Consider the following 24,062-nt stretch of genomic DNA (forward strand, 5'->3'; position numbering starts at 1 on the left):
GGTGAACGCACCCATCCGATACGCCGAGGCCCTACTGACCGGCATGCTGGGGACCTTCGGCCTGGACATCGAGTACGTCCGGGCGGAGAAGAACACCCTCTACTACCTGGACGAGGACGGCGCCGAGGTGCCGGTCCTCGACCTGATCGGCGGGTGGGGCTCGCTGATGCTCGGTCACAACCACCCCGAGATCGTGAGTTACGCCAAGGAGCTGCTCGACACCGGCTGGCCGACGCACTCGCAGCACTCCTCGCACCCCGTCGCCGACCAGGTCGGCGCGGCGCTGAACCAGATCATCGGGCGCGAGCTGCCGGGCGCCGAGCCGTACACCATCACCTTCGCCAACAGCGGCGCGGAGGGGATCGAGACGGCCGTCAAGCACTGCGAGTTCGATCGCGTGCTGCGGCTGAAGACCCTCTTCGAGGAGATCGAGTGGAACGCGGACGTGGCGCTGAAGGCGGTGCTCGGCGGCAGCGCCGCGCTGCCGGACGACACGTCCCTGCTGCCCGGTGAGGTGCCGGCGCCGACGACGATCGAGGAGTTCGGGGCGCTGCTCGGCGCGGTCGCCGAGCACAACATCGCGCGGGCGGGGACCAGCCCGGTGTTCTTCGCGCTGGAGCGGGCCTTCCACGGAAAGCTGGTCGGCAGCCTCCAGTTCACCTTCAACCCCATCTTCCGCGCGGCGTTCGCGTCGCTCGGGCCGGCGGTGAACTTCGTGCCGCCCAACGACGCGGAAGCGTTCGAGAGCGCCGTCGCCGCGCACCGGGTCACCGTGCTCGACGTCCAGGTCGTGGACGGCAAGGTCACGCTGGTCGAGCGGGACCTGCCGGTCATCGCCGGGCTGATCGTCGAGCCGATCCAGGGCGAGGGCGGCATCCACGCGCTGACCGCCGAGTTCGCCGCCCGGATCCGGCAGATCTGCGACACCGTTCAGTGCCCGATCGTCGTGGACGAGATCCAGAGCGGGATGGGGCGGACCGGGAAGTTCCTCGCCAGCTCCCACATCGGGCTGCTCGGTGACTACTTCGTGCTGGGCAAGTCGCTCGGTGGCGGCATCGCGAAGTCCTCCGTCATCCTGATCCGCCAGTCCCGATACCGCCCCGAGTTCGAGCTGGTGCACAGCTCCACCTTCGCCAAGGACGGCTTCTCCACGGCCATCGCCCGGCGGACCATCGAGATCCTGGAGGCCGACGACGGCGCCGCCTACGACCGTGCCGCCGAGCGAGGCGAGCGGATCCTGGGCATGCTGCGCGAGCTGGCCGCCGAGTTCCCCGACGTCGTGGTCGACGTGCGCGGCAAGGGGCTGCTCATCGGCGTGGAGTTCGCCGACCAGAGCCAGGCGTCGTCCCCGGTCATCCGGGAGAAGGCACGCGCCGGCCTGCTCGTCTTCCAGCTGGGCAGCTACCTCGAACTCGCCCACCACATCCGCACCGGCCCGACCGCCAGCGTGCCGACCATGCTGCGGATCGAGCCGTCGATCCACATCAGCGACCAGGAGATCGAGCAGATGCGGACCGGCCTCACCGAGGTCTGCCGTATCCTGCGCCACCAGGACGCCCTGCCGCTGGTGTACCCGCTGAGCGGCGCCGGCGGGCAGCAGGCGCCGCGCACCGAGGTCGAGGACTTCCGGCCGGCCGCCGTCGAGGAGGCCGCGCCGGCCGAGCCCGCCACCGCGAAGGTCGGGCTGATCAGCTACCCGCTGACCCCCGACATGCTGCGCGAGTTCGACCCCTCGCTCGCCGCGCTGGACGACGACCGCCTGCTCGGCTACGCCCGCCGGTCCGAGCTGCTCAAGGACCTGCCCGCGTTCGCGCCGGTCCGCTACGAGTCGCCGCAGGGCACGTCGGCGGACCTCACCGTCTACCCGCTGCTGGTGACCCAGCAGCAGTTGAGGGAGTACCAGGTCGCCGGGCAGACCTTCCTGATCGGCATCGACCTGGACCGCCGGGTGCGCGCGGCGAGGGCGGACGGCTGCCAGACCGTCGGCCTCGGGTTCGGCCTCGGCTCGGTCAGCGACCACGGCCGCGCGCTGCGGGTGCCGGGGATCACCCTGACCACGGGCAGCGCGCTCGCGGCCGGTTCCGCGCTGGCCGCCGTCGAGAGCGCCGCGACCGAGCGGTTCGGCGACCTCGGCGAGCTGACGATGGCCGTCGTCGGCGGTGGCGGGCAGATCGGTTCGGCTCTCGCCGCTCTGGGCGCCGGGCAGTTCGGCAAGATCGTGCTGGTGGGCAGCGGCCGGCCGGGTTCGGCCGAGCGGCTGCGCGCCGCGGAACTGGGGATCTACCAGGAGGCATGGAGCCGGATCGCGGCCGGTGGTGAACTCGGCGGCATTCCCGCGGCGTTGGCGGCCGAGCCGCTCGTGGCCGGATGGCTGGCCGAGGGGCGCTCCGGTGACGAGCCGAGCGGCGCGGCGATTGCGGCCCATCTCGCCGATGCCCACGACGTCAATCCGTTCGTCGTCACGACCGACGACCTTCTTTCGGTGGGAAATGCGCAGGTGGTGTTCTCCGCGCATTCAAGTGCCGTTCCCGTACTCGACGAGAAGCATCTCGCGGATGGCAGCATCCTCTGCGATTTGTCCTTTTTCGGCACCGGTGCGGAGGCCAACGCGATTTCCGCTCGCGACGATATACGCTACGTGCGGGGTGGTATAGTTTCTGTGTCTAATCACCCTACTCCGCCGCGCGGAGTCAGTGCCTCGCTGGGTGCTGGTGAATTGCTCGCGGGCGTGGCGGAAGCAATCACGCTCGCGTTGTCCGGAAGCAGTGCTCGGCCGACGGACGGCGGCGCCTCCACCCGTGCACGAGTTGACGCGATTGTCGGTCTTGCGCGGGAGCACGGATTCGAGACGACAACCACCTGACGTCTGCCGAACACCGGTTCGCCAGGCCATCGGCCTTCGATGGCCTGGCCAGATCAATAGAGGGTACGTAGAATGTCGCAACCAGCAGGACCCGATCTGAATAAGGCAGCGGACAGTCCGCCCGACCCCCACTTCGCCAACAGATGGTGGATCCTGGTGGTGATCGGCGTCGCCCAGTTAACGATCTTCCTGGACACGACGGTCGTCAACATCGCGCTGCCGTCGGCGCAGGCGGACCTCGGCTTCGGCGACAGCGATCGGCAGTGGGTCGTCACCGCCTACGCGCTGGCCTTCGGCAGTCTGCTGCTGCTCGGCGGCAGGCTGGTCGACCTCATCGGCGCCAAGCGGTCGCTGATGGTCTCGATCATCGGGTTCGGCGCCATGTCGGTGCTGGGCGGCGCGGCCAACGGCTTCCCCATGCTGGTGACGGCCCGCGCGCTGCAGGGCACCTTCGCCGCGCTCGTCGCCCCGGCGGCATTGTCGTTCCTGCTCACGGTGTTCACCGATCCCAAGGAACGGGTCAAGGCGTTCGGCGTCTACGGCGCGATGGGCAGCGGCGGGCTCGCGCTCGGCCTGATCCTGGGCGGCGCGCTCACCGACTGGCTGGACTGGCGCTACTGCCTGTTCGTCAACGTGATCTTCACGGTGATCGTCTTCGTCGGCGCGCTGCTGACGATGCACAACCGGCAGGCCGAGCACCGTCCCGAACGGCTCGACCTGCCGGGCACGGTGACGGTCTCGGTCGGCCTGTTCTGCCTCGCCTACGGTCTGTCCAATGCCGCCGACGGCGACTGGAGCGGCGCCAACGTGTGGGGCTACCTCATTGCGAGCGCGGTCCTGCTGGTCGCCTTCGTCCTGGTCGAACTGCGCTCCCCGACACCGCTGCTGCCCATCCGGATCGTGGTGCACCGCAACCGGGGCAGCGCGTACCTGGCGATGTTCCTGCTCGGGATCGGGCTGTTCGTGCAGTTCCTGTTCCTGACCTACTACCTCCAACTGGTGCTGAATTTCTCGGCCATCGAGAGCGGTCTGGCCTTCCTGCCGATGATCGTGGGCATCGCCATCGGTGCCACCACCGTCCCGCCGGTGCTCGAACCGAAGCTGGGCGCGCGCATCCTCATCCCGGCCGGCCTGGTGCTGGCCGCGGTGGGGTCGTTCTGGCTGAGCCGGCTCACCGTCGACAGCTCCTACGCCGGCGGCGTACTGGTGCCGTGCTTCATCGCCGGCATCGGCTTCGGCCTGGTGGTCTCCCTGGGCGCCGCGGTCGCCACCGTCGGGGTGCAGCCCCAGGATGCCGGTGCCGGCTCGGCGCTGGTCAACACCGTTCAGCAGGTGGGCGGTTCGATCGGCACCGCGCTGCTGAGCACCCTTGCGATCACCGCGTCGGACCACTTCCTGAAGGGCAAGCAGCCGACCCTGCAGGTCGCCGCCGAGGCATCCGTGAAGAGCTATACCACCGCCTTCTTCTGGGGCGCGGTGGTCTTCGTCGGCGGCGCGGTCATCTGCGGCCTGCTCTTCGACCGCTACGTGAAGGCACAGGCCGACCCCGAGGTGGACGGGCAGCCCGCCGTCGTCGGCGTCTGACCTGCCGCTCCCTGCGTCAACCACCGGTCGTCCGCTGGTACTTGGTCCCCAGTACCAGCGCGGCGGCCGGTTTTTGGTTTTCCGGCGCTGGGATCCGCGGGCCGAAGCCGATGTACTCGTCAGCGAGACGCGGTGCGGCGAGCCCTCCCCCCTCGGGGTCGGCCTGCGACCCATAAACCGAAGGAGAATTCCGTGACAGCAGTGACGGAGACGGTCAGCCCGGCGGAACTCGTAGCGCGCGCCCGCGAGCTTGCTCCGCTGATCCGCGAGCACGCGGTGAAGACCGAGCAGGACCGCCGCCTGGCGGAGGAGGTCGTTGTCGCGCTGCGGGACGCGGGGCTGTTCCGGCTCTCCACGCCGGCCCGGTTCGGCGGCTTCGACCTGGGGCTGAACGACCTCATCTCGGTCATCCTCGAGGTCGGCAAGGCATGTGGCTCGGCCGGCTGGAACCTCGCCATCGACACCGCGTCGACCCGGTTCGCCCTGGACGGGATGCCGGAGGAAGCGATCTCCGACATCTTCGAGGGCCACCCCGACGCGTACGTGATCTCCACCGCCCACCTGACCACCACCAAGGCGGAGCGCGTCGAGGGCGGCTTCCGGGTGAGCGGCACCTTCCCCTGGAGCTCGGGCTGCGAGATCGCCGACTGGGCCTACGTTCCCGGGGTGTTCCTCATCGAGGGTGAGGAGCAGCCCTCGGACCTGGTGGGCTTCGTGGCGCCGATGAGCGAGTTCCGGATCGAGCGGACCTGGTACTCCGCCGGTCTGGCCGGTTCCGGCACCCACACCGTCGTCGCCGAGGAACTGTTCGTCCCGGAGCGCCGGGCGGTCACCTTCAACCTCGCCGACCTCACCGGTGAGGACACCCGCGACTCCATGCTGACCCAGGGCGCGGCGCAGTCGCTGGCCGCGGCCGTGGGTGCGGCGCGGGGCGCGCTGGAGGTCACCCGCAAGGTGCTCGACAGCAAGCGGCCGATCACGTACGTCACCTACGCGGCGGCCGCCGACGCGCCGTCCGTGCAGATGTGGTTCGCCGAGGCCTCGCACCTCGTCGAGACCGCCGAGATGCACCTGCGCGAGGTCGGCAAGGCCCTCGACGGTGTCGGCGAGACCGACCCGGTGCCGTGGGTCGAGCGGGCCCGGATCCGCATGCACGAGCGGTCCGCCCAGGAGAAGTCGCGGGCCGCGGTGGAGAAGATGCTCGACGTCGTCGGCGGCAGCGCCTTCGCGCTGTCGAACCCGCTGCAGCGGCTGTGGCGGGACATCGCCGTGATGAGCCGTCACAATGCGCTGAACGCGCCGATCATCCTGGAGGACTACAGCCGCGCGCTGCTGGACCTCCAGCCGGCAGTGACGCTGGTGTACTGAGGCGCTCCTTCGGGTCGTTCCCCGTGGAATGACCGCCTGGGTCCGTCTCCTCTCGGTATTGTCCGGACGGCCGGAACGAAATCCGGCCGCCGGGCAATACCGATTCTTCTTTTCCGGAACCACGCGTTTTCCCCGATTACCACGGCATTACCGCGCGCTGCCTCGCATTTCTCTGCGGACGCCGACTGGGATCGGCCACCGGATTTGCCTCAGGGTTTTGGGCCCGTGCAACAAGCCGCCGGGCCGGCATCCATTGTTGACTATGGATATGAGACGTATCGCCGTTGTCGGGTTGGCTTGTCGGTTGCCTGGGGCCGGCGACGGCCACGAGTTCTGGACATTGTTGCGCGAGGGGACCGATGCCGTTTCGGAGGCCCCCGAGGACCGGTGGCGCACCGCCGATCTGCCGCACCGCCGCGGTGGTTTCGTCGAGGGGATCGACCGATTCGACGCGGCGTTCTTCGGAATATCGCCGCGCGAGGCGGCGGCCATGGACCCGCAGCAGCGGATGATGCTGGAGCTGGCCTGGGAGGCGCTGGAGGACGCGCGGATCGTCCCCGCCACCCTCGGCGGTGGCGACACCGGCGTCTTCGTCGGCGTCATGTGGGACGACTACGCGGCCCTGCAGGACCGGCTGGGCGCGGACGGGGTCGGCCGGCACACCATGACCGGCACCCGCCGCGCGATCATCGCCAACCGGATCTCCTACCACCTCGGCCTGCGCGGACCGAGCCTGACCGTGGACACCGCGCAGTCCTCCTCGCTGGTCGCGGTCCAGCTCGCGTGCGAGAGCCTGCGGCGCGGCGAGTGCGGGGTGGCCGTCGCCGGCGGCGTGAACCTGAACATCCTGGCCGAACCCACCCTCGGCGCGGTCCGGTTCGGCGGCCTGTCACCGGACGGCCGCTGCTACACCTTCGACGCGCGGGCCAACGGGTTCGTGCGGGGCGAGGGCGGCGGCGCCGTGGTGCTCAAACCGCTGGACGCCGCACTTGCTGACGGCGACGACATCTACTGCGTGCTGACCGGCGGCGCCATGAACAACGACGGCGCGGGGGAGGACGAGCACGCCGGCCTGACCGTGCCGACCCGCTCCGCGCAGGAGGAGGTCGTCCGCCAGGCGTACCGGCGGGCGGGCGTCGCGCTGCGGGACGTGCAGTACGTGGAACTCCACGGCAGCGGCACGAAGGTGGGCGACCCGATCGAGGCCGCGGCGCTGGGCGCCGCCCTGGGGCGCGCCCGGCAGCCCGGCGCGCCGCTGCCGGTCGGTTCGGTCAAGACCAACATCGGGCACCTGGAGGGCGCGGGCGGGATCGCCGGGCTGCTCAAGGTGGCGCTGAGCATCCGGCACCGCCTGCTGCCGCCGAGCCTGAACTTCACCGCGCCGCCCTCCGACATCCCTCTCGACGACCTCGGGCTGCGGGTGCAGACCGCGTTGACGCCGTGGCCGGAGCCGGACCGGCCGCTGGTGGCCGGGGTCAGCTCGTTCGGGATGGGCGGCACGAACTGCCACCTGGTGGTGAGCGAGCCCCCGGCGGCCGTCGCATCCACCTCATCCACCGCCCCCACCGTGCTCTCCGCGCCCTCCGTTCAGGACCGCGAACCGTCGCAGGCCGGCGCCCTGGCGTGGCCGATCTCCGGTCGCACCGGCGAGGCGCTTCGCGCCCAGGCGGCCCGGTTGCTCTCCTTCGTCGACACGCGGGACGACTCCGCCGCCGACCTCGGGCTGTCGCTGGCCACCAGCAGGACGGCGTTCCGCCACCGCGCGGTCGTGGTCGGCGCCGACCGGGCCGAACTGCGCGACCGCCTGGCCGGGTTCGCCGGCGGCGCGGCCGTGGCCGGCGTGGTCGAGGGGCAGGCCGCGGCGGTCGGCAGCACGGTGTTCGTCTTCCCCGGCCAGGGTTCGCAGTGGGTCGGGATGGCGGTGGAACTCCTGGAGTCCTCCGCGGTGTTCGCCGCGTCGATGCGGGCCTGCGCGGAGGCGTTCGCGCCCCACGTGGACTGGGATCTGTTCGAGGTGCTCGGCGACCGGGCCGCGCTGGAACGCGTGGACGTGGTGCAGCCCGTGCTGTTCGCGGTGATGGTGTCGCTGGCCGCCCTGTGGCGGTCCTGCGGCGTCGAGCCGGCCGCGGTGATCGGGCACAGCCAGGGCGAGATCGCCGCCGCCTGCGTGGCCGGCGCCCTCTCGCTCCAGGACGCCGCGCGGGTGGTGACCCTGCGCAGCCAGGCGCTGCCGGAACTGTCCGGCAGCGGCGGGATGGTGTCGGTCCTGCGGCCGGCCGCCGAGGTGCGCGACCTGATCGCCGGCTTCGAGGACACGGTGTCGATCGCGGCGGTGAACGGCCCGGCGTCCGTGGTGCTGTCCGGCGACGCCGGCGCGCTGGACGAGCTGACCGTCCGCTGGACCGCGGAGGGCGTCGAGACCCGCCGGATCGCCGTCGACTACGCGTCCCACTCCTTCCACGTGGAGCGGATCCGGGAGCGGCTGCTCGCCGTGCTGGACGGGATCCGGCCGGTGTCCTCGCCGGTGCCGTTCTACTCCACGGTGACCGGGGGCCGGCTGGACACGGCCGGGCTGGACGCCGGCTACTGGTACCGGAACCTGCGGCAGACCGTGGAGTTGGAGGAGACCACTCTGGCTCTGGTGCGGGACGGGCACACCGTCTTCGTCGAGTGCAGCCCGCACCCGGTGCTGCTGCCGGCGCTGCGCGACACCGTCGAGCAGGCCGGCGTGGAGTCCGGGGTGGTGACCGGCTCGCTGCGCCGGGGCGAGGGCGGGCAGGCGCGGTTCCTCGCGTCGCTCGGCGAACTGCACGTGCGCGGCGTGGAGGTGGACTGGTCCCGGGTGTGCGCCCCGAGCGGCGCGCGGGTGGTGCCCCTGCCCACGTACGCCTTCCAGCGGGAACGCCACTGGCTCACCACCGGGACCGACATTCCCGCGGGCGGGGCAGCCGCGGCCGTGACGGCATCCGGGGCGGGCTTGCTCGCGGACGCTTCCCTGACGCCCGGTCAGGTGGCCGTTCAGGAGAGCGATCAGGACCGGCCCGCTGCCCGGACACCCGCTCGGGCGCCCGCCGGTCCCGAGATGCTGGCGCTGGTGCGCTCGACCGTCGCGGTCGTCCTCGGCCACTCCGGCGGGGACGCGGTCGATCCGGCCACGACGTTCAAGGACCTCGGGCTCGACTCGCTGTCCTCCGTGGAGCTCCGGGACCGGTTGAGCACGGCGACCGGGATCGCGCTGCCCGCGGGGCTGCTGTTCGGCCACCCTACCCCCGCCGAACTCTCCGACCACCTGCGGATGTTGGCGTCGGGCGGCGACCGCGCCCCCGCCGGTGACACGGCCGGGGACACCGCCGGAGTCGAAGGGGGCGGTACGGCGGCCGACGAGCCGATCGCGATCGTCGGGATGGCCTGCCGCTACCCCGGCGGCGTCGCGTCGCCGGACGACCTGTGGCGCCTCGTCATGGACGGCACCGACGCGATCTCCGAGTTCCCCGCCAACCGCGGCTGGGACACCGACCGGCTCCACGACCCGGACCCCGACCGGCCCGGCACGTCCTCCACCCGCTACGGCGGATTCCTGCACGACGCCGACCGGTTCGACCCCGAGTTCTTCGGGATCTCGCCGCGCGAGGCGCTGGCGATGGACCCGCAGCAGCGGCTGCTGCTGGAGACGTCCTGGGAGGCGCTGGAGCGGGCCGGGGTCGACCCGGCCGGCCAGCGCGGCGCGTCCGTGGGGGTCTTCGTCGGGGCGATGGCGCAGGAGTACGGCCCGCGGTTGCACGCCGCGCACGCCGAGTCCGACGGCTACCGGCTGACCGGCAGCACCATCAGCGTCGCCTCCGGCCGGATCGCCTACACCCTCGGGCTCCAGGGCCCCGCGGTCACCGTGGACACCGCGTGCTCCTCCTCGCTGGTGGCGCTGCACCTCGCGGCCCAGGCGCTGCGGGCCGGGGAGTGCGGGCTGGCCCTGGCCGGCGGCGTCGCGGTGATGTCCAGCCCGGGCATGTTCGTGGAGTTCAGCCGGCAGCGCGGGCTGGCCGCGGACGGGCGGTGCAAGGCGTTCTCCGCCGCCGCGGACGGCACCGGATGGGCCGAGGGCGCCGGGACCGTGGTGCTGGAGCGGCTGTCGGACGCGCGGCGCAACGGCCACCGGGTGCTGGCCCTGCTGCGCGGCAGCGCGATCAACCAGGACGGCGCCTCCAACGGGCTCACCGCGCCGAACGGCGTCGCGCAGGAACGGGTGATCCGGCAGGCACTCGCGGGCGCCGGGATGGCGCCCGCCGACGTGGACGTGGTCGAGGCGCACGGCACCGGCACGACGCTCGGCGACCCGATCGAGGCCGACGCGCTCGCGGCCACGTACGGGCGCGACCGGGAGCCGGACCGCCCGCTGCTGCTGGGATCGCTGAAGTCCAACATCGGGCACACCCAGGCCGCCGCGGGCGTGGCGGGCGTCATCAAGATGGTGCAGGCGCTGCGGCACGAGACGGTGCCCGCGACCCTGCACGCCGACGAGCCGACGCCGCACGTGAACTGGGCGGGCGCGGGGCTGGAGTTGGTGACCGGCGCGCGGGACTGGCCGCGGACCGGCCGGGCCCGGCGTGCGGCGGTCTCCTCCTTCGGGATCAGCGGCACGAACGCGCACGTGATCATCGAGCAGGCCCCGCCGGAGGAGGCGCCGGTTCCTGCCCAGGACCCGGTCCCCGCCCCTGACCTCTCGGCGGCGCAGGCGCAGCCGACGGAGCAGGCGGATCAGCGTACGGAGCGGGCGGCGGGCGCGGCGGCCGGCCCGGTGCTGCCGTGGGTGTTCTCCGCGAGCAGCGAGGACGCGGTGGCCGCCCAGGCCGGCGCCCTGCTGTCGTTCCTCGACGTCGAACCCGGGCCGGACCCGGCGGACACCGGCTTATCCCTCGCCGTCGCCCGTTCCGGACTCCCGCACCGGGCGGCCGTCGTCGCCGCCGACCGCGACGGCCGCCGCCGGGCGCTGGCCGCGCTCGCGGCCGGCGAGGAGGCCCCCGGCGTGGTGCGCGGCACCGCGCGGGAGGCGGGCGGCGTGGTGTTCGTCTTCCCCGGCCAGGGTTCGCAGTGGGTCGGGATGGCGGTGGAACTCCTTGACTCCGCACCGGTGTTCGCCGCCTCGATGCGGGCCTGCGCGGCGGCCCTGGCCCCGCACGTCGACTGGGACCTGTTCGAGGTCCTCGGCGACCGGGCCGCGCTGGAACGCGTGGACGTGGTGCAGCCCGTGCTGTTCGCGGTGATGGTGTCGCTGGCCGCCCTGTGGCGCTCCTACGGGGTGGAACCCGACGCGGTGGTGGGCCACTCGCAGGGCGAGATCGCGGCCGCCTGCGCCGCGGGAGCACTCGACCTCGGCGACGCGGCGAAGGTCGTCGCACTGCGCAGCAAGGCGATCCTGGTGCTGTCCGGCGCCGGCGGGATGGTCTCGGTGGCCGAGTCCGAGGACGAGGCCACCGCCCGCCTGGCCCGGTGGGAGGGCCGGATCTCGGTGGCGGTCGTGAACGCCCCGGGAGCGGTCGTCGTCGCCGGCGACGTGGACGCGCTGGACGAGCTCGTCGCCGAGTGCGAGGCCGCCGACGTACGGGTCAAGCGCCTTCCGGTGGACTACGCGTCGCACTCGGCGCAGGTGGAGCGGATCGAGGACGAGCTGGCCCGGGTGCTGGCCGGACTGGCGCCCCGCCCCTCGGCGATCCCGTTCTACTCCACGGTGACCGCGGGCGTGCTGGACACCAGCGCCCTGGACGCCGGCTACTGGTACCGGAACCTGCGCCGGCAGGTCCGCTTCGCCGAGACCGTCGGCGTGCTGGCCGAGCACGGCCACTCCGTCTTCGTCGAGGTCAGCCCGCATCCGGTGCTGACCGCGGCGGTCGAGGACGTCCACGAGGGCGCGATCGCCGTCGGGTCCCTGCGCCGCGACGAGGGCGGCCCCGAGCGCTTCCTCACCTCGCTGGGCGAGGCGTACGTCCGCGGGGTGCGCCCGGACTGGCGGGCCGTCTTCCCCGGCGCCCGGCAGGTCGACGTGCCCACCTCCGTCTTCCGGCGGCAGCGCTACTGGCTCGACGCGGCGACGCCCGGCACATCGGCCGACGTCGAGGCGGCGGGACTGGCCACTGCCGGGCACCCGCTGCTCGGCGCCGTGGTCGAACTGCCCGATTCCGGGGCCCTGCTGCTCACCGGTCAGCTCTCCGTGCAGGCCCAGCCCTGGCTGGCCGACCACGGGCTCGGGGACACCGTGGTGCTGCCCGGCGCGGCCTTCGTCGAGCTGGCCATCCGCGCCGGCGACGAGGTCGGCTGCGACCAGCTGGCCGAGCTGACCTGCGAGGTGCCGCTGGTCCTGCCGCCGCACGGCGCGGTCGATCTGCGGGTCACCGTCGCGGAGCCCGACGGCGCCGGCCGGCGTGAACTGGCCGTCCACGCCCGCCCCGCCGACGGTTCCGGCGGCTGGACCCGGCATGCGAGCGGGCTGCTCGCCACCGGCCCCGGCGAGGAGTTCGAGCTGACCTCCTGGCCGCCGCCGGGCGCGGAAGCGGTCGAGTGGGACGGCGGCTACGACCGCTGGACCGCGCTCGGCTACCACTACGGCCCGTCGTTCCAGGGCCTGCGCTCCTGGTGGCGGCGGGGCGAGGAGACCTTCGCCGAGGTCGCGCTGCCGCCGCAGATCGAGGGGGACGCGGGCCGGTTCGGGCTGCACCCGGCGCTGCTGGACGCGGCGTTGCACGCCGCGGTCGCCGGCGGCCGGGACTGCCGCCTGCCGTTCTCCTGGCAGGGCGTGTCCCTGCGCGCCACCGGCGCGTCCACGCTGCGGGTGCGGATCGCGCCGGACGGCCCGGACACCGTCTCGGTGCGCCTCGCCGACGCCACGGGCGCACCGGTGGCATCGGTGGAGGCGCTGGCACTGCGGCCGATCCCGGCGGGCGAGCCGACCGCCGGGCCGACCGACGCGCTGTTCCGGGTCGATTGGGTTCCGGCCCCGCTGCCGGAGACCTCCGGTGCGGCGCCGTGGGCGGTCCTGGGCGCCGACCACTTCGGCGTCGGCGGGCCCGCCCACGCCGACCTCGGCGCGCTGGCCGGCGCGGGACCGGTACCGGAGGTGGTGTGCGCGGCCCTGGCCGGGGCGCCCGGCGCGGAAGGCGCCCATGACGTGGCCGGCCGCACCCTGCGGCTGGTCCAGGACTGGCTCGCCGACGAACGGTTCGCCGGGGCGCGGCTGGTGCTGCTCACCCGTGACGCCGTGACCGCGGCGCCGGACCCGGAACCGGGCGCCGGACCCGGGGTGCCGCGTGCCGGGACGGACCGCCCCGACGTGGCGGGCGCCGCCGCGTGGGGCATGGTCCGCTCGGCGCAGCGCGAGCACCCGGACCGGTTCGTCGTCGCCGACCTCGACGGCGACCAGCGGTCCGTCGCGGCACTGCCCGCCGCCCTGGCCACCGGGGAACCGCAACTCGCCCTCAGGGGCGGGGAACTGCTCGTCCCCCGGCTGGCACGGGCGGTCGGGACGCCGGGCGGGCGCCCCGACCTCGCCACCGGCACGGTCCTGATCACCGGCGCCACCGGCACGCTCGGCGGCCTGTTCGCCCGCCACCTGGTGTCCCGGTACGCCGCGGCGCACCTGCTGCTGGTCAGCCGGCGCGGACCCGACGCCCCCGGAGCGGCCGAACTCGCCGCGGAACTCACCGGGATGGGCGCCACCGTCACCGTGGCCGCCTGCGACACCGCCGACCCCGACGCGCTGGCCGGGCTGCTCGCCGCCGTCCCGCCCGAGCACCCGCTGACCGGCGTGGTGCACGCCGCCGGGCTGCTCGACGACAGCCTGATCGAGGCGATGGAGCCGGAGCAACTCGCCCGCGTCCTGCGGCCCAAGGTCGACGCCGCCCTGAACCTGCACGAGCAGACACGCGAGTCGGACCTGTCGATGTTCGTGCTGTTCTCGTCGGTCGCCGGCGTCCTCGGGCTGCCGGGACAGGCCAACTACGCCGCCGCCAACGCCTTCCTGGACTCCCTGGCCCAGCACCGCGCCGCCCGCGGCCTGCCGGCGGTCTCCCTCGCCTGGGGCCTGTGGGCGCAGGCCAGCGGGATGACCGGCCACCTCGCGGACGCCGACCTGAGCCGGATGCGCCGCGCCGGCCTGGCCGCGCTGTCCTCGGCCGAGGGACTGGCCCTGTTCGACGCCGCGCTCGCCGCCGGCACGCCCCTGCTCGTCCCGGCCCGGCTCGACCCGGCGGCGGTACGGTCGCAGGGCGCGGTGCCGCCGCTGCTGCGCGGCGTGGTCCGCGAGCGGGTCCGGCGGGCCGAGGCCGCCGCGGGCGGCCCGGCCGCCGCCGTCCCGCTCGGCGACCGCCTGGCCCGGATGACCGACGAGGAGCGCGAGGAGGCCCTGCTCGGCCTGGTCCGCGAGCACACCGCCACCGTGCTGGCCCACGGCACCTCGGGCGGGGTCGACCCCGCCCGCACCTTCAAGGAACTCGGGCTCGACTCGCTGACCGCGGTCGAACTGCGCAACCGGCTCGGCGCGGCGACCGGGCTGCGGCTGCGTGCCACCCTCGTGTTCGACTACCCGACGCCGACGGCGCTGGCCGGCCACCTCGGCGCGGCACTCGTCCCGGCCGGGACCGCGGCGAAGCCCGCGCGGGCGGGCACCGAGGTGTACGGGCTGGAGCTCGACGAGCTCTTCGACTTCATCGATGGCGAACTCGGCGTCCTGACGGAGGACTTGTGAGTAACGAAGAGAAGTTGGTCGAATACCTCAAGCGCGTCACGGCCGAACTGCAGCAGACCAAGCAGCGCCTGCAGGACGCCGAGCGGGCGAGCCAGGACCCGGTGACCCGCGACCCGGTGGCCATCATCGGCATGGCCTGCCGCTTCCCGGGCGACGTCGACTCGCCCGAGGACCTGTGGCGGCTGCTGGACACCGGCACCGACGCGATCGCCGACTTCCCCACCGACCGCGGCTGGGACGTGGAGGGCGTCTACGACCCGGACCCCGAGACACCCGGCCGCACCTACACCCGGCGGGGCGGATTCCTGCGCGACGCCACCGACTTCGACGCCGAGTTCTTCGGGATCTCGCCGCGCGAGGCGCTGGCGATGGACCCGCAGCAGCGGCTGCTGCTGGAGACGTCCTGGGAGGCGCTGGAGCGGGCCGGCATCCGCCCGTCCTCGCTGCACGGCGGCCGGGTCGGGGTGTTCGCCGGGGCGATGTCACCGGACTACGGGCCCCGGCTGCACCAGGCCGCCGGAGGCGCCGAGGCGCACCTGCTCACCGGCACCACCAACAGCGTCGCCTCCGGGCGGATCGCGTACACCCTGGGACTGGAGGGGCCCGCGGTCACCGTCGACACGGCATGCTCCTCGTCGCTGGTCGCGCTGCACCTGGCGATCCAGTCGCTGCGCCGCGGGGAGTGCTCGCTGGCGCTGGCCGGCGGCGCCACGGTGATGTCCACCCCGGGCATGCTGGTCGCCTTCAGCCGCCAGCGCGGGCTGTCGACGGACGGGCGCTGCAAGTCCTTCTCCGACGCGGCCGACGGGACCGGCTGGGCCGAGGGCGCCGGCATGCTCCTGGTCGAGCGGCTCGCGGACGCCCGGCGGCTGGGACACCGCGTGCTGGCCGTGGTGCGCGGCAGCGCCGTCAACCAGGACGGCGCGACCAACGGCCTGACCGCACCGAACGGCCCCTCCCAGCAGCGGGTGATCCGTCAGGCCCTCGAGGACGCCGGCCTGTCCACCGCGGAAGTGGACGCGGTCGAGGCGCACGGCACCGGCACCAGCCTCGGCGACCCCATCGAGGCGCAGGCCATCCTGGACACCTACGGCCTGGACCGCGACCGCCCCGTGTGGCTCGGGTCGCTGAAGTCCAACATCGGGCACACCCAGGCCGCCGCCGGTGTCGGCGGCGTGCTCAAGATGGTGCAGGCCCTGCGGCACGGCGTGCTGCCGAAGACCCTGCACGTGGACGCCCCGTCCTCGCACGTGGACTGGTCCACGGGGGACGTACGGCTGCTGACCGAGCGTCAGGAGTGGCCGAGCACCGGCGCGCCGCGACGGGCCGCGGTGTCGGCGTTCGGGATCAGCGGCACGAACGCGCACGTGATCCTGGAACAGGCCCCCCGGCAAGAGGCGGACGGCACGGACGGCGCAGCGGACCAGCTGAAGGCACGGGCCGCGCTGCCGCTGGTGCCGGTGGTGCTCTCCGGCCGGACCCCGGACGCGCCCGCGCACCAGGCCGAACGGCTGCTGTCCGCCGCGCGGTCGGCGGACCCGCTGGACCTCGCGTTCTCGCAGGCGACCACCCGCACGGCCTTCGAGTACCGCGCCGCGGTGGTCGCGCAGGACCGGGAGGGACTGCTCGCCGGCCTGCGGGCGCTGGCGGACGGCGGTACCGGTGCCGGCGTCGTGCGCGGCGTCGCGCACCCCGGCCGCACCGCGTTCGTCTTCGCCGGGCAGGGTACCCAGCGGGTCGGTATGGGACGGGAACTGTACGCGGCGTTCCCGGCCTTCGCCGCCGCGCTGGACGAGGTGTGCGCCGGGTTCGACGGCCTGCTGGACCGCCCGCTGCGCGAGGTGCTGATCACCGACCCGGAGCAGGGCGCGGAGGTGCTGGACCGGACCGGATGGGCGCAGCCCGCGCTGTTCGCGGTCGAGGTCGCGCTGGCGCGGCTGCTCGGGTCGTGGGGCGTGCGGCCGGAGGTGCTGGCCGGGCACTCGATCGGCGAGTTGTCGGCGGCCTTCGTGGCCGGCCTGTGGACGCTGGAGGACGCGTGCCGGGTGGTCGCGGCCCGCGGCCGGCTGATGGAGCGGCTGCCCGAGGGCGGCGCGATGGTCTCCGTCCAGGCCACGCGGGAGGAGGTAGAACCTGTCGCCGCGGGCGAGCGGGCCGGCATCGCCGCGGTCAACGGGCCCGAGTCCGTGGTCGTCTCCGGCGAGGAGAAGGAAGTGCTGCGGATCGCCGGGCACTTCGCGTCCCTCGGCCGCCGGACCAAGCGGCTGCGGGTGAGCCACGCCTTCCACTCCCCGCTGATGGACCCGATGCTGGAGCCCTACCGCGAGGTACTCGACGGCGTGTCGTTCAACGAGCCGGTGCTGCCGATCGTGTCGACGGTCACCGGCGCGCCGCTGGCGGCGGAGTCGGTGTGCTCGCCGGAGTACTGGGTCCGCCAGGTCCGCGAGCCGGTGCGGTTCGCCGACGCGGTGCGCCGCCTCCAGGACGACGGGGTCACCCGGTTCGTCGGCGTCGGCCCGGACGCCACGGTGACCACCATGGCCGAGGGCTCCTTCACGCCGCGGGAGACGGCGCCCGTCACCGTTCCGGTGCTGCGCGCCGACCGCCCGGAGCCCGCCGCCGCGCTGACCGCGCTCGCCCTGGCCCACGTGCACGGCGTGGAGGTGGACTGGCCGCAGGTGTTCGCAGGCACGGGCGCGGCCACCGTCGAGGTGCCGACGTACGCCTTCCAGCGCGAGCGGTACTGGATGGACGTCCCGGCGCGGACGGACGATCTGCGCACCCTCGGCCTCGACGCCGGTCGGCACCCGCTGCTGGGCGGGGTCCTGGCCCTGCCGGAGTCCGGCGCGACGGTGCTGACCGGCTGGCTGTCGACGGCGACCCAGCCGTGGCTGGCCGACCACGCCGTCCTGGGCCGGGTGATCGTGCCGGGCGCCGCGTTCGTGGAGATGGTGCTGCGGGCCGGCCGCGAGGTGGGCTGCGACCTGATCGACGAACTGACGCTCCAGGCGCCGCTGGTGCTGGGGGAGCGTGGCGGTGCCCGGGTCCAGGTCGTCGTCGAGGGCGCCGACGCGTCGGGCCGCCGCGCGGTGTCGGTGCACGCGAGCTCCGACGGCGGCGCGTGGGTCCGGCACGCCGGCGGGTCGGTGTCCGCGCAGGCCCGGCCGGCCGGCTTCGACACCACCGTGTGGCCGCCGGACGGCGCCGAGGAGGTCGCCGTCGGCGGGGCGTACGCCGACCTGAGCGCCCGCGGCTACGACTACGGCCCGGCGTTCCAGGGGCTCACCGCCCTGTGGCGGCGCGGCGACGAGGTGTTCGCCGAGGTCTCCCTGCCATCCGAACCGGCTGCCGACGCCGACCGGTTCGGCCTGCACCCGGCGCTGCTGGACGCGGTGCTGCACGCGGTCTGGCACGGGTCCTTCCTCGACGGGACGGACGGCGCCGTCCTGCCGTTCGCCTGGTCGGACGTGTCCGTCCCGGCGGCCGGCGCGGCCGCGCTGCGGGTGCGGATGGCGCCCGCCGGCACGGAGGCGGTGACGATCGAACTCGCCGACCCCGCCGGCGGAGCGGTGGCCTCGGTCGGCACCCTGCGGTTCCGGCCGATGGCGGCCACCGAACCCGGCGCGCCCGCGGACTCGCTGTTCCGGGTGGACTGGTCGCCGGTCGACGCCGAACCGGCCGAGGCCGCCCGGTGGACGCAGGTCGACGCGCTGGCGGACCTGCCGGCCGACGACCTCGGCGGCGACCCCGGCGTGGTGTTCCTGCGCTGCCCCACCGGGCCGGACGCCCGCGAGGTCACCGGCGCCGTACTCGCCGCGGTCCAGGAGTGGCTCGCCGACGAGCGGTTCGGCGCCGGCACGCTCGTGCTGGTGACCGAGGGGGCCGTGGGCGCCGGGCCGGGGGAGCGGGTCGCCGGACTCGACCAGGCCGGCGTGTGGGGCCTGGTGCGGGTGGCGCAGACCGAACACCCGGGCCGGTTCGGCCTGGTGGACGTCGACGCGGACGCCGTGGCATGGGACGACGTGGCCGGGCTCGTCGCCGCGGAGCCGCAACTCGCGGTCCGCTCCGGCCGGGTCCTGGTGCCCCGGCTGGCCCGGGCCGAGGTCGGCGACGGGACCGCGCGGCAGGAGGCGTTCGGCAGTGGCACGGTGCTCGTCACCGGCGGCACCGGCGCGCTCGGCAGGGTCGTGGCACGCCACCTGGTGGCCGTGCACGGCGTACGGCGGCTGCTGCTGACCAGCCGTTCGGGCGCCGCGGCCCCCGGCGCCGCCGAGCTGGCGGCCGAGTTGACCGCGCAGGGCGCCGAAGTGGTGCTGGCCGCCTGCGACACCGCCGACCGCGCCGCACTCTCCCAGGTGCTCGCCGGCATCCCGGCCGAGGCGCCGCTGACCGCGGTCGTGCACGCGGCGGGCGTGGTCGACGACGGGGTGCTGGTGGACCTGACCCCGGAGCGCCTGGACGCGGTCCTGCGCCCCAAGACGGCCGGCGCCTGGAACCTGCACGAGCTCACCCGCGACCTCGACCTGTCGGCGTTCGTGCTGTTCTCCTCGCTGTCCGGCGTGATCGGCGCGGCGGGCCAGGCCGACTACGCGGCCGCCAACGCCTACCTCGACGCGCTCGCGCAGCACCGGCAGGCGCGCGGACTGCCCGCGCTGGCGCTGGCCTGGGGCCTGTGGGCCGAGCGCAGCACCATGACCGAGAACCTGACCGACGTCGACCTCGCCAGGCTGGGCCGGTCCGGCGTGACGCTGTTCTCCTCCGAACAGGGCCTCGGGATGCTGGACGCCGCACTCGGCCTCGACGCCCCGGCGCTGGTGCCGGTCGCGCTGGACCTCGCCGCGGTCCGCGCCCAGGAGGAGGTGGCGCCGATCCTGCGGCGGCTCGCGGGCCGGTCGGCGGCGCCGCGCCCGCAGCAGCGGGTCGAACCGGCGACGGGCGCCGGTTCGCTGGCGGACCGGCTGGCCGGGCTGCCCGAGGACGGCCGGCACGAGGTCCTGCTCGACCTGGTGTGCACCAAGATGGCCGAGGTGCTGGGATACCCGGCGGGCCGCACCATCGAGCCCGAACGCGCCTTCTCCGACCTCGGCGTGGACTCGCTGTCCGGTGTGGAGTTCCAGCTGCTGCTCAACGACGAGACCGGGCTGCGCCTCGCGCCGACGCTGGTGTTCGACCACCCGACCGCGGCCGCGGTCGCCCGGGAGCTGGGCCGTGAACTGGTCACCGCTGTGACCGGTGCCGCCGAACCCGTCGGATCGGTGCTGGCCGAGCTGGACCGGGTCGAGACGGCACTGACGCTGTCGTCGGTGCTGGGCCCGGAGGGCGAGGAGATCGCCGACCGCATCGAGGGGCTGCTGGTGAAGCTGCGGGCCTTCCAGGACTCCGCCGGCCGCTCCGAGGAGAAGATCGACGTCACCGACGCGACGGACGAGGAGCTCTTCCAGTTCCTTGACGGCAACTGAGCCCGTGGGCCGGCTTCCCGAAGGGGAGCCGGCCCGAGCAGCACCGAGCGCCCCTGACGGTCCGTCGGGGGCGCTCGGCGTACAAGAACTCCGCGAGGTCTCTCTCGGAGCCTGCGGCCGCCCCTTTACGGAATCCCTGCACGCACGAACACGCCTGCATCATTCGTGGCGCGTTGCAGCACGGCGCTCCGAGATCAGGATGGTCAGCGGATCGAGCTTGCTCATGGCGACGGATCGTCGTTGCGGCGGGCGGGCAACCGAGGTCACAATGCTCGGAGGTGCCGGGTGGTCATCCCGGCGAAGTGTTGGAGGCGCTGCTCGTGAACACCGCACCGCGGTGCGCCTCGCCCTGCGCGCCAGACGCTGACCACTTCGCTTCGCCCACCGGCTGAACCTGCTTCGTTCACGGTGGGCGCTTCCCCTTATGGGAGACCACCGTAGTGTCCGAAGACTTCGGGACGGTTGATCGCCGTCCTCTGGCAACGGTTCTTGCTGCCAACCTCGTGTCGATCGCGGGGAATTGCCTCACATACATGGGCGTGCCGTGGTTCGTTCTGCAGAGCACGGGCAGCGCCGCCGAGGCCGGGATCGTCGCGTTCTGCACACTGCTGCCCGCAGTGCTCGCTGCGCTCGTCACCGGTCCGGTCATCGACCGGATGGGCCGACGGCGGGTGAGTGTCGCCTCGGATCTCGCCTGCGGGCTCGCCGTTGTGGCGATCCCGCTTCTGCAGTTCGCCGGCATCCTGCGGTTCTGGATGCTGTGCGTGCTGATGGCGATGACCGGGTTGTTCCGTGCGCCCGGTGAAACCGCTCGCGGCGTCCTGTTGCCCACGCTCGCCGAACGCGCCGGAATGCCGCTGACCCGGGCCGCCGGGCTGTACGACGGTGCGGCCCGCTGTGCGGCGCTGACGGCATCCGCGCTCGGAGGTGTGCTCATCGCCGTACTCGGCGCCGAGAACGTCCTGCTGGTGGATGCCGCGACCTTCGCCGTGGCCGCGCCACTGTTCGCGTTCGGAGTGCGCGGCCTGCCCGAGGCACAGGCCCGACGACGGGCCGAGCCGACGTCGCCGCGGGTCTACCGTCGTGAACTCGCGGAAGGATATCGCTTCGTGGCGGCCACGCCGCTGCTGCTGGGCCTGTGCCTGATGACGCTGGTCACCAGGGGACTCGACCAGGGATGGAGCGCCGTGCTGCTGCCCGTTCATGCCCGTGAGGAGCTTGACGGTGCCGTCGATCTCGGTCTGCTGAACGCGGCGTTCGGGGTTTGCGCTCTCATGGGGGCGCTGGTCTACGGGACGGTGGGCAGCCGCTTTCGGCGGTGGCCGGTCTTCACGATCGCCTTTCTCATCGGGGGCCTGCCGCGATTCGTGGTGGCCGCCTTCACCGACACCTTCATTCCGCTGGCCGTGATCATGGCGGTCGAGGGTCTCGCCTTCGGCGTACTCAACCCCATCATGGCCACCGTGACGTACGAGACGGTGCCGGAGGACCTGCGCAGCCGCGTGCTGAGCGCGACAACGGCCTCGGCGCAGCTCGTCACTCCGCTGGGCGGACTGGCCGCGGGCCTGCTCGTGGACTCGGTCGGCCTGCCCTCCACGCTGCTGGCGGTCGGCGGTGTGTACCTGCTCGCCACGCTGTGCCCGGTGATCTTCCCGGCCTGGAGGCAGATGGACCGTGTCGGTTCTCCCCGCGCCAGGGCGGAGGGCTCGCTGCCGCAGGGGTCGGGGGCGGAACGGGCGTAGTCACGGAGACGACCGTCGTTTCGGCGCTGCCGACGAACACCCGACGTCGGTGCTCCCCGGACGCGGGCGGACGCGAGCCCAGGGGACGCGGGCGGGCCCGGGCGGGCCGGGCGGCCAGGCACCCGCCTGGTCACGCCCGGCCCGCCCGGGCCCTGGGAGCCGCCCGCCGGGCGGACCCGCCTACCCGAGCGGAACCGGTGCCGGGAAGTACCCGGCGCCGGTGAAGAACTCCGCGTAGGTGCCGAACAGTTCCGCGTCGATCTCCGGGCAGGTGATGCCCGTGCCGGCCAGCGCCGCCTCCGTCGCGCTGACGTCCACCTCCGTGTAGAGGGCCCGGCCCGCGGTCATGTAGGCCCGGAAGATGTCGATCATCGGGAAGAGCGCGTTGTCCCGGTCGGCGCGGACCGTGGCGACGAACTCCTCCCAGGGCACCTCGTCCAGCACGTGGCCGGACTTGCGCAGCTGCGCGACCATCTCGGCGAAGCTCACCGCCGAGGGGTTGAACAGGTGGAAGGTCCGGCCGTGCGTGGTGCGGGAGATCGCCAGGATCGCGGCGCTGACGTAGTCCACCGGGACCATCGGGAACAGCGCGTCCGCGCCGGTCGGCATCGCCCCTGCCTGCAGGCTGCCCTTCAGGCTCAGCCAGACGAAGTCGCGGGTCTGGCAGGCGCCGTTGGTCTGCGCGCCGGAGACGACGTCGGCGCGGTAGATCGACACCGGCAGGCCGCGTTCCCGGGCCAGTCCGATGACCTTCTCGGCGACGTACTTGCTCTGCCGGTACCCGTTGGTGAGCTCCTCCGGCGGCCCGGTGGGGTGCTCCGGGGTCAGCCCGCCGCCGTCGGGCGCCGGCCTCGCGAAGACGCCGGTGCTCGACACGTAGTGCAGCGGGACGGTGCGGTGCAGCGCGGCCAGCCGCAGGGCCTCCTCGGTGCCGACCACGTTGGCGGCCTTCAGCAACTGGTACGGGTGCAGCCAGTTGACCGTCGCACCGGCGTGGTAGACCACGTCGACCTCGTGGGCGAGCCGGTCGAACCGCTCGGCGCCGAGACCGAAGCGCGGCTCGGCGAGGTCGCCGGTGAGGATCGACAGCCGGTCGGGGTCGATCTCGTCCCAGATGCCGTACCAGGTGAGGTTCTCCCGCAGCCGGTCGCGCGCGGCCTCCTCGTCCGCGCCGCGGACCAGGCAGTGCACCACCGCGCCGGTCGCCCGCATGAGGTCCCTGAGCAGGAACGCGCCCACGAAGCCGGTCGCCCCGGTCAGGAAGACCTGGCGGGGGTCGGCGACGACGGTGACGACGTCGCCGGCCGGCACCACGTCCTCGGCGAGCCGCACCTCGGCGGCGAAGTCCACCGCGGACGGCGCGGGCGGCTCGGTACGGCTGGACAGCTCCGTGCCGAGGTACTCGATCAGCGCCGCGGGGGTGTTGTGGTCGAAGAGCAGGGTCGGCGGCAGGCGCAGGCCGCTCCGGCCCTCCAGCCAGTTGCGCAGCTCGACCGCGGTCAGCGAGTCGAAACCGAGCTCGGTGAAGACGGTGGTGGGGGCGATGTCGTCGGCCCCCTGGTGGCCGAGCACCGCGGCCACGGCGGAGCGCACCAGGTCGAGCAGCAGCTCGCGCCGGCCGGACGCGTCCAGCGGGGCGAGGCGCTCCATGAGCAGCCCGGTGTTCTCGGCCGACGCGGCGACCACGCGCCTGGACGGTTTGCGGACCAGGCCGCGCAGCAGCGGCAGCGCCGGGCCCGGTTGCCGCTCGATCAGGGCGACGTCCAGGTGCATCGGCACCGCCGTCGGGTGTCCGGCGGCGATCGCCGCGTCGAACAGCGCCGACCCCTCCTCCGGTGAGATCGGCCGCAGGCCCGCCTGCGTCGCGCGGCTCCAGTCCACCTCCGACAGCCGGGACGCCATGCCCTGCTGCTGCGCCCACGCCGCCCAGGCGAGCGAGACGGCGGGCAGGCCGTGGGTGTGGCGGTGCTGGGCGAGGGCGTCGAGGAACTGGTTGGCGGCGGAGTAGTTGGCCTGTCCCGGCGAGCCGACGGTGCCGGCGACCGACGAGAAGAGGGCGAAGAGGGTGAGGGGTTGGTGGCGGGTGAGTTCGTGGAGGTGCCAGGCGGCGTCGACTTTGGGGCGGAGGACAGAAGTGAGTCGGTCGGGGGTGAGGGCGGTGATGACGCCGTCGTCGAGGGTGCCGGCGGTGTGGACGATGCCGGTGAGGGGGTGGTCGGTGGGGATGGTGTCGAGGAGTGCGGCGAGCGCGGTGCGGTCGGTGACGTCGCAGGCGGCGATGGTGACGGTGGCGCCGAGTGCGGTGAGTTCGGCGG

At 73.7% G+C, this 24,062-nt stretch carries 6 protein-coding genes and 1 pseudogene; 6 read left to right on the forward strand and 1 reads right to left on the reverse strand.

Annotated features, from left to right (window positions below):
- Position 1: 1 nt before the first annotated feature.
- The 6 genes and pseudogenes from C4U44_RS35430 to C4U44_RS35455 all read left to right on the forward strand — a co-directional run bounded on the left by C4U44_RS35430 (position 2) and on the right by C4U44_RS35455 (position 21,747).
- Positions 2 to 2,863 carry an aminotransferase class III-fold pyridoxal phosphate-dependent enzyme gene (locus tag C4U44_RS35430; RefSeq protein ID WP_235032596.1) on the forward strand — a complete coding sequence of 954 codons (2,862 nt, stop codon included), beginning with the start codon at positions 2 to 4 and terminating at the stop codon, positions 2,861 to 2,863.
- 72 nt (positions 2,864 to 2,935) lie between these two features.
- The gene (locus C4U44_RS35435; protein ID WP_103890191.1) at positions 2,936 to 4,447 is read left to right on the forward strand and encodes an MFS transporter; all 1,512 of its coding nucleotides are present in this window, start codon (positions 2,936 to 2,938) and stop codon (positions 4,445 to 4,447) included.
- A gap of 192 nt (positions 4,448 to 4,639) precedes the next feature.
- Positions 4,640 to 5,815: an acyl-CoA dehydrogenase family protein gene (locus tag C4U44_RS35440; RefSeq protein WP_146088421.1), complete on the forward strand. Its 1,176-nt coding sequence runs from the start codon at positions 4,640 to 4,642 to the stop codon at positions 5,813 to 5,815.
- Positions 5,816 to 6,083: 268 nt separating this feature from the next.
- Positions 6,084 to 14,546 (forward strand): type I polyketide synthase, encoded by an 8,463-nt coding sequence (locus tag C4U44_RS35445; RefSeq protein WP_103890193.1) that lies wholly within the window; start codon positions 6,084 to 6,086, stop codon positions 14,544 to 14,546.
- 38 nt (positions 14,547 to 14,584) lie between these two features.
- A pseudogene (locus tag C4U44_RS35450) lies at positions 14,585 to 20,005 on the forward strand (type I polyketide synthase); the annotation flags it as partial.
- A 440-nt stretch (positions 20,006 to 20,445) separates the two neighbouring features.
- Positions 20,446 to 21,747: an MFS transporter gene (locus C4U44_RS35455; protein ID WP_103890195.1), complete on the forward strand. Its 1,302-nt coding sequence runs from the start codon at positions 20,446 to 20,448 to the stop codon at positions 21,745 to 21,747.
- A 180-nt stretch (positions 21,748 to 21,927) separates the two neighbouring features.
- Here the strand turns inward: C4U44_RS35455 and C4U44_RS35460 are convergent.
- Positions 21,928 to 24,062 (reverse strand): thioester reductase domain-containing protein (locus C4U44_RS35460; protein WP_103890196.1); only part of this gene is annotated, 2,135 nt, incomplete at its 5' end.

Source organism: Actinacidiphila yanglinensis (assembly GCF_900107965.1).
In the GTDB taxonomy this organism is placed as follows: Bacteria; Actinomycetota; Actinomycetes; order Streptomycetales; family Streptomycetaceae; genus Actinacidiphila; species Actinacidiphila yanglinensis.

Coding starts and splice junctions, on each gene's coding strand:
- C4U44_RS35445 (WP_103890193.1), top strand. CDS start 6,084: ATGAGACGTATCGCCGTTGTCGGGTTGGCTTGTCGGTTGCCTGGGGCC.
- C4U44_RS35435 (WP_103890191.1), top strand. CDS start 2,936: ATGTCGCAACCAGCAGGACCCGATCTGAATAAGGCAGCGGACAGTCCG.